The following is a 13,180-nucleotide window of genomic DNA, read 5'->3' as shown; positions in this document are numbered from 1 at the left end:
CCTGAAACGCTTTCACAAACATTTCAGGCAGCCTGAATTTTTATTTCACGACAAGGAATTATAGTCAATTCAAAATAAAATAGTACAATACCCTAATTTTTAGGATTAAAAAATGGCACATTCAACAGAACTGCGAAATAAAGCATTAAGCTATTATGAACAATGCAAAAATATCAGTAAAGTCGCCCAAGCTTACCAAATATCCAGAAATACGCTTTACCTATGGATACGCTTGAAAGCGCAAACAGGCAGCTTAAATCATCAAGTAAAGGGGCAAAATGCCAATAAATTGAACAGCCAAAAATTGGCTGAACATATACAACAACACCCTGATGCTTATTTGCATGAAATAGCTGAACATTTTAATTGTTCAAAATCAGCCATTTTTTATGCACTCAAAAGAATGGGTATCACGCGTAAAAAAAGACCACCACATACAAAGAACAAGACCCAAATAAAGTAAAAGATTATTTAAATCAACTGGCTGAATTTTTTGACTATCAGCGTGTTTATTTGGATGAAACGGGATTTGATACTTACTTATTTCGTCCTTATGCGCGTAGCCCAAAGGGGCAGGTCATCAAAGCCCAAATCAGTGGTAAAAAGTACCAACGCTTATCGCTTGTTGCCGCACAAGTCGGCAACAAACTGATTGCCCCTATGATTTATCAAAACACAATGACCAGTGCTTTTTTTGAAACATGGTTTGAGCAATGTTTATTGCCTATTTTAAATAAAAAATCTGTCATTATTTTGGATAATGCACGATTTCATCGTATGGGTATTTTGCGTGAAATGGCGCACAAATGGGGGCATAAAATCTTGCCGCTTGCACCTTATTCACCAGAGCTTAATCCCATAGAACGGACATGGGCAAACATCAAGAGATATATGCGAGCCATTTTACCTAGTGGAAGGCATTTTACTGATACGTTAGTGTCCTATTCTTATTTTAACTGACTATAACCTTTACGCTCTTTGGTAACCGCTTCGGCGATATGTGGTGGCGCTTCCGCATATTTGTGGAATTCCATAGAGTAAGTCGCACGACCTTGTGTGGCAGAGCGCAAGTCGGTTGAGTAACCGAACATTTCTGCCAAAGGCACTTCTGCGCGAACTTTCTTACCACCAATGCCGTCATCGTCCATACCCAACACGATACCACGGCGGCGGTTCAGGTCGCCCATCACATCGCCCATGTAGTCTTCGGGGGTTTCCACTTCAACAGCCATAATGGGTTCCAACAACACAGGAGATGCTTTACGCATACCCTCTTTGAACGCCATAGATGCCGCCAACTCAAACGCCAACTGCGAAGAGTCCACATCGTGATACGAACCGAAAATCAAACGAACACGCACGTCCACCACAGGGTAGCCCGCCACGATACCGTTGCTCAAAGTGTCTTGAATGCCTTTGTCGCAAGAAGGAATGAATTCGCGTGGAATCACACCACCTTTGATTTCGTCAATAAATTCATAACCTTTGCCACCGGGTTCCATGGGTTCCATTTTGATGACAACGTGTCCGTATTGACCTTTACCACCTGATTGTTTAACGTGTTTGGCTTCGGATTCCACTTCTTTGCGAATGGTTTCGCGGTATGCCACTTGTGGCGCACCCACGTTGGCTTCTACGCCAAATTCGCGTTTCATGCGATCCACGATGATTTCCAAGTGCAACTCGCCCATACCCGAAATAATGGTTTGACCCGATTCTTCATCGGTACGCACGCGGAAAGAGGGGTCTTCTTTTGCCAAACGGTTCAAAGCGATACCCATTTTTTCTTGGTCGGCTTTGGTTTTTGGCTCAACGGCAACGTGAATCACAGGCTCTGGGAATTCCATGCGTTCCAAGATGATGGGTGCTTTGTCATCACACAAGGTTTCGCCTGTGGTAACGTCTTTCAAACCGATTGCGGCTGCGATGTCGCCTGCGCGTACTTCTTCAATTTCAGTGCGATCTGCGGCTGTCATTTGTACCAAGCGACCAATGCGTTCGCGTGTGCCTTTTACGGAGTTCACAACGGTGTCGCCTGATTTCAACACGCCAGAGTAAACGCGGATAAAGGTCAAGTTACCCACATATTTGTCGTTCAACATTTTGAATGCCAAAGCGGAGAAAGGTGCTTCATCGCTGGCTTCACGGCTGTCGGCTGCATCGGTTTCAGGGTTCACGCCTTGTACAGGTGGAATGTCGGTAGGTGCGGGCAAGAATTGCACCACACCGTCCAACATGCGTTGTACACCTTTGTTTTTGAAAGCTGAACCACAGAACATGGGTTGAATTTCGCCAGCCAAAGTGCGTTGGCGCAAAGCCGCGATGATTTCGTCTTCGCTCAACTCTTCGCCGCCCAAGTATTTGTCCATCAACTCTTCGTTGGCTTCGGCTGCGGCTTCAATCATGTTTTGACGCCATTCTTCGGCAGTTGCCACCAAATCGGCTGGAATGTCGCCATATTCAAAGGTTACGCCTTTGTCTTCTTCATTCCAAATGATGGATTTCATGTTCAACAAATCAATCACGCCTTCAAAGCCGTCTTCTGCGCCCACAGGAATCACAACAGGCACAGGGTTGGCACGCAAGCGCGTACGCATTTGTTCTACCACGCGGAAGAAGTTGGCACCTTGACGGTCCATTTTGTTCACAAATGCCAAACGTGGCACTTTGTATTTGTTGGCTTGACGCCATACGGTTTCAGACTGGGGTTGTACACCACCTACCGCGCAATAAACCATTACTGCACCGTCCAAAACGCGCATAGAACGTTCTACCTCTACGGTAAAGTCCACGTGTCCGGGGGTGTCAATGATGTTGAAACGGTGTTCTTTAAACTGTTTTGCCATACCAGACCAGTAGGAGGTAACAGCAGCAGAGGTAATGGTGATACCGCGCTCTTGTTCTTGTTCCATGTAGTCGGTGGTGGCTGCGCCATCATGCACTTCGCCCAATTTGTGGGTCAAACCGGTGTAGAACAAAATGCGTTCTGTGGTGGTGGTTTTACCCGCGTCAATGTGGGCAGAAATACCGATATTGCGGTACAAGCTAATAGGGGTTTTGCGAGCCATTTTAATGTCCTCTCAAAATTAGAAACGGAAATGAGAGAAGGCTTTGTTGGCTTCTGCCATGCGATGCACTTCTTCGCGTTTTTTCATTGCGCCGCCACGACCTTCGGCAGCGTCAATCAATTCGCCAGCCAAACGCAAATCCATGGATTTTTCGCCACGTTTGCGAGCGGCATCACGCACCCAGCGCATTGCCAACGCCAAACGGCGAGAAGGACGAACTTCAACAGGAACTTGGTAGTTGGCACCACCTACACGGCGGCTTTTCACTTCCACGATGGGTTTGGCGTTGGCGATGGCTTCGTTAAATACTTCAATGGCTTCTTTGCCTTGCACTTTTTTGGCAATGTGTTCCAACGCGCCGTATACGATGCGTTCTGCAACGGCTTTTTTGCCGTCAATCATCAATACGTTCATGAATTTGGTCAATTCAACGCTGCCGAATTTTGGGTCAGGCAACACGTCGCGTTTGGGGACTTCTCTGCGTCTTGGCATTTTAAATTCCTAATCTATTCAGTTGGGGCATTCCCATGATGATTTATGTTTGAAATAAGGGAAATCATCACTTACTCGGCTGTTTCAGGCAGCCGACGTGCCAGTTTTATTTAAAAAATCAGTTTAATAAACTTACAATCAGTTTATTATTTTTTAGGACGTTTCGCGCCGTATTTAGAACGCGCTTGTTTACGGTCTTTCACGCCTGCGGTATCCAAAGAACCGCGTACGGTGTGGTAACGTACACCTGGCAAGTCTTTTACACGACCACCGCGAATCAATACCACGCTGTGTTCTTGCAAGTTATGACCTTCACCGCCGATGTATGAAATCACTTCAAAACCGTTGGTCAAACGCACTTTACATACTTTACGCAAAGCGGAGTTTGGTTTTTTAGGGGTTGTGGTGTACACGCGGGTGCAAACGCCACGTTTTTGTGGGCAGGCTTCCAGCGCAGGTACTTTGTTCACATAAACGGGTTTTTGACGACCCTTGCGAACCAATTGGTTAATAGTAGGCATATTTCATTCCTGTTGAAAATGTTTAAGTCAAACAAACTTGCCAGCAATTTGCCAGCAATTTGCCAGCAAGCCTTTCATTATCGCTTGTTAAACATGGATTTGTCAATAAGTTTGTGATATTGGTGGATTTTTGTGGGTTTCAGGCTGCCTGAAAAATCAAGCTGCCTGAAAACCCCAAATTTTGGTTTTCAGGCAGCTTGGCTTGTTGAGGCATAACCTTTTTCAGGCTGCCTGAACGTTTTTACACTTCATCGCTGCTGACAACATCATCGCCCAAATCGGTGTTGATGCGCTGTGCGGCAGCCCAGCTTGCGCGGCGTGAACGGTGGTAGCTCAAACCCGTACCTGCTGGAATCAAGCGACCCACAATCACGTTTTCTTTCAAACCGCGCAAATCGTCTTTTTTGCCCATAATCGCTGCTTCGGTCAAAACGCGCGTGGTTTCTTGGAACGATGCGGCTGAAATGAAGCTGTCTGTGCTCAAAGACGCTTTGGTAATGCCCAACAACACGTTTTCAAAACGCGCAGGCTCTTTGCCTTCGGCAAGGGCTTGTTCGTTGGCAATCATCACATCGGCGCGTTCCACCTGTTCGCCTGTGATGAAATGGGTGTCGCCAGCGTCAATGATGTTCACACGGCGCAACATTTGGCGAATAATCACTTCAATGTGTTTATCGGAAATTTTCACGCCTTGCAAACGGTACACTTCTTGTACTTCTTGCACAATGTAGCGCGTCAATTCTTCAATGCCTTTCAAACGCAAAATGTCGTGTGGGTCCACCGAGCCATCTACAATGGTTTCGCCGCGATTGACGATTTGACCATCGTGAGCCAAAACCTGTTTTTCTTTGGAAATCAAGGTTTCATAAGCCACACCGTCCAAATCGGTAATCACAAGACGTTGTTTGCCTTTGGTTTCTTTACCAAACGATACCGTACCTGTGATTTCAGCCAGCATACCTGCGTCTTTTGGCACACGCGCCTCAAACAATTCAGCTACGCGCGGCAAACCACCCGTAATGTCGCGGGTTTTGGAAGATGCCTGTGGCACACGCGCCAACACTTCGCCTTTGCCCACTTCTTGACCATCGCGCACTTGGATAATCGCACCCACTTGGAACGCAATGGACACATCGGTTTCCGTACCAGGGATTTTGACGGTTTCGCCATTTTCGTCCAACAATTTCACGGTGGGGCGCAACAATTTGCTGGTGCTGCTGCGGCGTTTGCCGTCAATCACAACCATGGTGCTCAAACCCGTGTTTTCATCGGTTTGGCGCGTTACGGTAACACCGTCTTCCACGTTTTCCAACTGTACGCGACCTGCGTATTCGGTAATCACAGGGCTGGTATGTGGGTCCCAAGTTGCCAAAGCCGTGCCTGCTTTCAACTCTTCGCCGTCTTTCACCGCCAAGGTTGAGCCGTAGGGGATTTTGTGCAATTCGCGCTCACGACCTGCGCTGTCCAAAATCATGATTTCAGACGAGCGACCAATCACAATCAATTCGCCTTTATTATTGGCGATGTAACGCATTTGTCCGCCAAAACGCACCGTACCGTTGGATTTGGCTTCCACTTGGCTGGCTGCTGCCGCACGCGATGCCGCACCACCGATGTGGAACGTACGCATCGTCAACTGTGTACCAGGTTCGCCGATGGATTGGGCGGCAATCACGCCCACGGCTTCGCCCGCATTGACCAATTTACCGCGTGCCAAGTCGCGACCATAACATTTGGCACACAAACCGTAGCGGGTTTCACAAGTAATGGGGGTACGGACTTTCACTTCGTCCACACCTGAATTGTCAATCAAATCAACCAGTTTTTCATCAAGCAAAGTGCCTGCTTCAATCAAAGTGCTGCCTGAACTGGGGTCAATCACATCGGCGGCGGTTACACGACCCAAAATGCGGTCGCGCAATGGTTCAATGATGTCGCCACCCTGCACCACGGCTTTCATGGAGAAACCTTCGCTGGTACCGCAATCGTCTTCCACCACCACCAAGTCTTGGGTAACGTCCACCAAACGGCGGGTTAAGTAACCCGAGTTGGCGGTTTTCAATGCCGTATCTGCCAAGCCTTTACGCGCACCGTGGGTCGCAATAAAGTATTGCAATACGGTCAAACCTTCGCGGAAGTTGGCGGTAATGGGCGTTTCAATGATGGAGCCGTCTGGTTTTGCCATCAAACCGCGCATACCCGACAACTGCTTGATTTGCGTTGCCGAACCACGCGCACCCGAATCCGCCATCATGTAAATGGAGTTGAACGATTCCTCCATCAAAGGTTTACCATTTTCGTCCAAATAGGGCTGATTGTTTTCGTCCAGCACCTCATCTTTGGACAAATTGTCCATCATGGCTTTGGCGATTTTATCGCCTGCTGAACCCCAAATGTCCACCACTTTGTTGTAGCGTTCGCCATTGGTTACCAAACCTTGGTGGTATTGGTCTTCAATTTCTTTCACTTCGGCTTGGGCTTCAGCCAGCAATGCGGGTTTTTCTTTGGGGATTTCCATGTCGTCCACGCAAATGGAAATGCCGCCTTTTGCCGCCAATGCAAAGCCCGTGTACATCAGGTGGTCGGCAAAAATCACGGTGTCGCGCAAACCGCACAAGCGGAACGATGCGTTAATCAGCTTGGAAATTTCTTTCTTTTTCAAAGCCTTGTTCACATATTCAAATGGCAAGCCTTTGGGCAAAATTTCAGACAGCAACGCGCGACCCACCGTGGTTTCGTAGCGATTCAACACGGGTTCAAATTCGCCTGCATCGTTTTTAATCCATTCGCGCAAACGCACGGTGATTTTCGTACCCAATTTCACTTGTTTGGTGTGATAGGCGCGATGCACTTCTTTCACATCGGCAAACAACATGCCTTCGCCTTGGGCTTTTTCTTTGGCGCGGGTCATGTAATACAAGCCCAACACGATGTCTTGCGATGGCACGATAATCGGTTCGCCATTGGCTGGTGCCAACACGTTGTTGGAAGCCAACATCAAAGTACGCGCTTCCATTTGCGCTTCCAAGCTCAATGGAACGTGTACCGCCATTTGGTCGCCGTCAAAGTCCGCGTTGAATGCGGCACACACCAATGGGTGCAACTGAATGGCTTTGCCTTCAATCAAAATTGGCTCAAACGCTTGAATGCCCAAACGGTGCAAGGTTGGCGCACGGTTCAACAGAATTGGGTGTTCGCGAATCACTTCTTCCAAAATGTCCCAAACTTCTGGCACTTCTTGTTCTACCAATTTTTTGGCTGCCTTAACGGTGGTGGCGAGCTCGCGTTTTTCCAATTTGTGGAAAATAAAGGGTTTGAACAATTCCAACGCCATTTTTTTCGGCAAACCGCATTGGTGCAAACGCAAGTATGGTCCCACCGTAATCACGGAACGACCTGAATAGTCCACACGTTTACCCAACAGGTTTTGGCGGAAACGACCGCTCTTACCTTTAATCATGTCTGACAAGGATTTGAGTGGGCGTTTGTTTGCGCCTGTCATGGCTTTGCCACGGCGACCGTTGTCCAGCAAGCTGTCTACGGCTTCTTGCAACATGCGTTTTTCGTTGCGAACGATGATGTCGGGCGCGCGCAATTCCAACAGGCGTTTCAAACGGTTGTTGCGGTTAATCACGCGGCGATACAAATCGTTCAAATCGGAAGTGGCAAAGCGTCCGCCGTCCAATGGCACGAGTGGGCGCAAATCGGGCGGCAATACAGGCAGCACGTCCATAATCATCCATTCCAATTTCATGCCTGAACGTTGGAAGGCTTCCAAAATTTTCAGGCGTTTGGCGATTTTTTTGATTTTGGTGTCGGAGCTGGTGGATTGCAATTCTTCGCGCAGCATTTCAATTTCGCGCTCAATGTCCAGAGTGCGGAGCAATTCGCGTATGCCTTCGGCACCCATGTGCGCGTCAAATTCTTCGCCAAATTCTTCCAATTTGGTGTAGTAATCTTCTTCGCTCAACAGTTGGCGGCGTTGCAGGCTGGTCAAACCAGGGTCGGTTACGACAAAGGCTTCAAAATACAACACGCGCTCAATGTCGCGCAAAGTCATGTCCAGCACCATGCCCAAGCGTGATGGCAGCGATTTCAAAAACCAAATGTGGGCAACGGGCGCAGCCAATTCAATATGACCCATGCGTTCGCGGCGCACTTTGGTCAGGGTTACTTCCACGCCGCATTTTTCGCAGGTTACACCTTTGAATTTCAAGCGTTTGTATTTGCCACACAAGCACTCGTAGTCTTTAACGGGTCCGAAGATTTTGGCGCAAAACAAGCCATCGCGTTCGGGCTTGAAGGTGCGGTAGTTAATCGTTTCGGGTTTTTTCACTTCGCCATACGACCACGAGCGAATCGTGTCGGGCGATGCGATGCCGATTTTAATGGCATCAAATTCTTCTGAACCTGCTTGTTGCAGGGGGGCGAATAAATCGGTTAAGTTCATTATTTACTGCTCCTGTTTTTAAGGGCGATTTTTTTGAATTTTTTGGTGGATATTGTTTTCAGGCTGCCTGAAAACTTTGGATTTGCCTGCCATCTGCCCCCTCCCCTGCTTGCGGGGGAGGGTTGGGGTGGGGGTGGTGCGTTGGGGCAAAGTCAATTTACTTCACTTCCACCGTTTTGCCCCCACCCTAACCCTCCCCCGCAAGCAGGGGAGGGAACAGGTTTCTGGCACATTTTATGTTTTCAGGCTGCCTGAAAGCAGATTGCTTAATTCTGCTCCAAATCAATATCCAAGCCCAGCGAACGGATTTCTTTCACAATCACATTAAACGACTCGGGCATGCCCGCATCAATTTTGTGTTCGCCTTTGACGATGTTTTCGTACATTTTGGTGCGACCTGTTACGTCATCGGATTTCACCGTCAGCATTTCTTGCAAGGTGTATGCCGCGCCATAAGCCTCCAACGCCCACACCTCCATCTCACCGAAACGCTGACCACCAAATTGCGCTTTACCGCCCAATGGCTGTTGCGTTACCAAGCTGTATGGACCTGTTGAACGTGCGTGCATTTTCTCATCAACCAAGTGGTGCAGTTTCAGATAGTGCATCACACCCACCGTTACAGGGCGGTCAAACGCTTCGCCCGAACGTCCATCGTACAAAGTAATTTGGGTTTTGGTTTTATTAAAGCCCAATTTTTGTACTTCGGGGTCTTCGCTTGGGTATGCCAAATCCAGCATGTCGTAAATTTCTTGCTCTTTCGCACCGTCAAACACAGGGGAGGCAAAAGTCGCACCGCGTTTCAGGTTTTCAGCCAGCGTGATGATTTCATCGTCATTCAGGCTGTCCAAATCTTCTTGTTTGCCGCTACCGTTGTAGAGTTTTTCCAAGAATGCGCGGATTTCGCCCACTTTGCGCTGTTCAGCCAGCATTTTGTCAATGCGCTGACCAATGCCTTTTGCCGCCCAACCCAAATGCACTTCCAAAATCTGACCGATGTTCATGCGCGAGGGTACGCCCAAGGGGTTCAACACGATGTCCACCGTGCGACCGTCTGCCATATAGGGCATGTCTTCCACTGGCAAAATGCGCGACACCACGCCTTTGTTACCGTGGCGACCCGCCATTTTGTCGCCTGCCTGCAAGCGGCGTTTGATGGCGATGAACACTTTCACCATTTTTTGCACACCTGGGGGCAACTCATCGCCTTGGGTCATTTTTTTCTTTTTGACTTCGTAGAGTGCTTCGGCTTCTTCGCGTTTTTGTTGCAAAGACAATTTAATCAATTCAAGCTGTTTGGCAATGTCTTCGTCTGCCATGCGAATGTCAAACCAATCATGACGAGACGGCAAACCGCGCAAATATTCGGTGCTGATGGCGGTGCCTTTTGCCAATTTCATTGGGCCACCGTTTGCAGGCTGCCCCACAATCATGCGTTCAATGCGGTCAAATGCGTCATTGTCAAAAATGCGGATTTGGTCGTTCAAATCTTGGCGATAGCGTTTCAATTCCGCGTCAATAATGGACTGGGCACGTTTGTCGCGGGTAATGCCTTCGCGTGTGAATACTTGCACGTCAATCACCGTGCCGCTCATGCCTGTGGGCATACGCAAAGACGTGTCTTTCACATCAGACGCTTTTTCGCCAAAAATCGCGCGGAGCAGTTTTTCTTCTGGGGTCAGTTGCGTTTCGCCTTTGGGGGTAACTTTGCCGACCAACACATCGCCTGCTTCCACTTCTGCACCGATGTACACAATGCCCGACTCGTCCAAGCGGTTTTGCATTTTTTCAGACAGGTTGGGAATGTCGCGTGTGATGTCTTCCGCGCCCAATTTGGTATCACGCGCCACCACGTTCAATTCTTCAATGTGAATGGAGGTGTAGCGGTCGTCCGCAGCCACTTTTTCGCTAATCAAAATGGAGTCTTCGTAGTTGTAGCCGTTCCAAGGCATGAAGGCGATGGTCATGTTTTGACCCAAAGCCAATTCGCCCAAATCGGTGGACGCGCCATCGGCAATCAAATCGCCTTTTTGCAACACATCGCCAGCCTTAACCGCAGGGCGTTGGTTGATGTTGGTGGACTGGTTGGAGCGCGTGAATTTCACCAAATTGTAAATGTCCACACCGCCTTGTTCGGCTGTGGCTTCTTCATCGTGTACGCGCACCACAATGCGGTTTGCGTCCACATATTCCACCACGCCGCCGCGTCTTGCTACGATGGCGGTTGCGCTGTCCACGGCTACGGCGCGTTCAATGCCTGTGCCGACCATCGGTTTTTCGGCGCGCAAACATGGCACGGCTTGACGTTGCATGTTGGCACCCATCAAAGCGCGGTTCGCGTCATCGTGTTCCAAGAAGGGAATCAGCGATGCGGCTACCGATACCACTTGACCTGTTGCCACGTCCATGTATTGAACGCGGTCGGGGGTTGCCAAGATGGTTTCGCCTTTTTCGCGGCAAACCACCAATTCATCTTTCAGGCAGCCTGAATCGTCCAATTCCGAGTTGGCTTGGGCAATCACATAGCGACCTTCTTCAATGGCAGACAAATAATCAATTTCATCGGTAACTTTGCCGTCCACCACGCGGCGGTAGGGCGTTTCCAAGAAACCGTAATCGTTGGTACGCGCATACACCGACAATGAGTTAATCAAGCCGATGTTGGGGCCTTCGGGCGTTTCAATCGGACAAACGCGACCGTAGTGGGTGGGGTGTACGTCTCGCACCTCAAAGCCAGCGCGTTCGCGGGTCAAACCACCTGGGCCCAAAGCCGAAACGCGGCGTTTGTGCGTGATTTCAGACAAGGGATTGGTTTGGTCCATAAATTGCGACAATTGGCTTGAACCAAAAAATTCCTTAATCGCGGCAGATACGGGTTTCGCGTTAATCAAATCGGTGGGCATCAAGCCTTCGCTTTCCGCTTGGTTCAAACGCTCTTTCACGGCACGTTCTACACGCGCCAAACCGCTACGGAATTGATTTTCCACCAATTCGCCCACAGAACGCACGCGGCGATTGCCCAAGTGGTCAATGTCGTCCACTTCGCCATGACCGTTACGCAGTTCCACCAAAGTGGCAATCGTAACCACAATATCGGGAATGCTCAAAACGTGCAATTTCGCTTCCGCCTCACCCACGCCTTCAAAAGTTTGGTTCAGCAAACGACCGTACCAGTTGTTTTCTTGTGCAGGCAGCAATTTTTGTTGATAAGTGCGCGTGTTGAATTTCATGCGACCCACACGCGACAAATCGTAGCTTTCCTCTTGGAAGAACAAACGGTTGAACAAGGCTTCCACCGCCTCATCGGTTGGCGGTTCACCAGGGCGCATCATGCGGTAAATCGCAATGCGGGCAGCCTGTTGGTCGCGCGTGTCATCGGTACGCAAAGTGGCAGAAATGTAGTTGCCCGAATCCGTGTCATTGGTAAACAAAGTTTGGATTTCTTGCACGCCATTGATGTCCAGTTGCGCCAACAATTCTTCTGTGATTTCGCTGTTTGCCGCCGCAATCACTTCGCCCGTGTCAGGCACAATGATGTCGCTTGCCACCGTTTTGCCAATCAAATGTTCCACATCAATGGTCAAACGTTTTAAGCCAGCCTTTTGGATTTCGCGCACCACTTTACCGTTGATTTGTTTGCCAGTCGCCACCAACACATTGCCCTGCTCGTCCACAATGTCAAATTTGGCGGTTTCGCCACGCAAACGTTCAATTACCAAATCGGTTTGTACGCCATTTTTGCCCAAATAATAGGTTTCGCGGTCGTAAAACATGTCCAACATTTGCGCGTCGCTGTAACCCAAAGCACGGAGCAAAATGGTAATCGGCATTTTGCGGCGGCGGTCAATGCGGAAATAGAGCAAATCTTTCGGGTCAAACTCAAAATCCAACCACGAGCCACGATAAGGAATAATTCGCGCCGAAAACAACAATTTACCCGAAGCATGGGTTTTGCCACGGTCGTGTTCAAAAAACACACCTGGTGAGCGATGTAATTGCGACACAATCACACGTTCCGTACCGTTAATCACAAACGAACCGCTTGGTGTCATGAGCGGAATTTCGCCCATATACACTTCATTTTCGCGGATTTCCTTAATCGTTTTGCTTTCTGCCGAAGCCTCTTTATCGTAAATTTTCAAGCGGATACGCGCACGCAAAGGCGCAGCATAAGTGATGCCGCGCAGTTGGCATTCAGGAATATCAAACAAAGGTTCGCCCAAAACATAATGCACAAAATCCAATTCCGCGTAGCCATTGTTGCTCAAAATCGGGAAAATGGACGTGAAGGCAGCCTGCAAACCCTCATCAGGCAAACGTTGGTCAAAAGAACGACCGCGTTGCAAAAATTTCTCATAAGAGTCAAGCTGGGTGGTCAAAAGATAAGGCACATCTAAAATCGTTTCGCGTTTGGCAAAACTTTTGCGAATACGCTTTTTCTCGGTAAAGGTGTAACTCATTGCAGATACTCCAAAAATGGGCGACTGTTTTTAAAAATGGAAAAGTGCCAAAATCCGTTTCAGGCAGCCTGAAAACAGAAAGCAATCACTTTGATTCAAAATAGAAATAGAGATTTCAGGCAGCCTGAATCACATCAAGCCGTCAAATTTAATGCAAATTAACAAAAATTTTCTCAAATTTAACAATCA

The 13,180-nt window shown here is 48.6% G+C and carries 6 protein-coding genes; 1 reads left to right on the top strand and 5 read right to left on the bottom strand.

Translation table 11 applies throughout. The annotated features are described in order from the left end of the window. Window positions 1–112 precede the first annotated feature (112 nt). Window positions 113–960 (top strand): IS630 family transposase gene (locus H3L97_RS02770; protein WP_182073065.1). Its coding sequence is split into 2 segments (ribosomal slippage): window positions 113–428 and window positions 428–960, totalling 849 coding nucleotides; the frame shifts between segments, so codons are not numbered across the junction. On the opposite strand, the gene fusA is transcribed toward H3L97_RS02770, so the two are convergent. From fusA to rpoB, 5 genes are all read right to left on the bottom strand, one after another. Then, a complete protein-coding gene (gene fusA, locus H3L97_RS02765; protein WP_097115190.1) occupies window positions 948–3,068 on the bottom strand; it encodes an elongation factor G in 2,121 nt (706 codons plus the stop codon). The genes H3L97_RS02770 and fusA overlap by 13 nt on opposite strands. A gap of 18 nt (window positions 3,069–3,086) precedes the next feature. Beyond that, the gene (gene rpsG, locus H3L97_RS02760) at window positions 3,087–3,560 is read right to left on the bottom strand and encodes a 30S ribosomal protein S7 (protein WP_097115191.1); all 474 of its coding nucleotides are present in this window, start codon (window positions 3,558–3,560) and stop codon (window positions 3,087–3,089) included. A 146-nt stretch (window positions 3,561–3,706) separates the two neighbouring features. After that, window positions 3,707–4,081 carry a 30S ribosomal protein S12 gene (gene rpsL / locus H3L97_RS02755; protein WP_003792002.1) on the bottom strand — a complete coding sequence of 125 codons (375 nt, stop codon included), beginning with the start codon at window positions 4,079–4,081 and terminating at the stop codon, window positions 3,707–3,709. A gap of 241 nt (window positions 4,082–4,322) precedes the next feature. Further along, complete coding sequence (gene rpoC / locus H3L97_RS02750; RefSeq protein ID WP_097115192.1) at window positions 4,323–8,531, bottom strand: DNA-directed RNA polymerase subunit beta'; 4,209 nt, start codon at window positions 8,529–8,531, stop codon at window positions 4,323–4,325. A gap of 266 nt (window positions 8,532–8,797) precedes the next feature. Further along, window positions 8,798–12,991 carry a DNA-directed RNA polymerase subunit beta gene (rpoB, locus tag H3L97_RS02745; protein ID WP_097115193.1) on the bottom strand — a complete coding sequence of 1,398 codons (4,194 nt, stop codon included), beginning with the start codon at window positions 12,989–12,991 and terminating at the stop codon, window positions 8,798–8,800. Window positions 12,992–13,180: the final 189 nt, after the last annotated feature.

The sequence above is a fragment of the Alysiella filiformis genome (assembly GCF_014054525.1).
GTDB lineage: Bacteria > Pseudomonadota > Gammaproteobacteria > Burkholderiales > Neisseriaceae > Simonsiella > Simonsiella filiformis.
The sequence above is the reverse complement of the archived record's forward strand: the minus strand, read 5'-3'. Positions and strand labels throughout refer to the sequence as shown.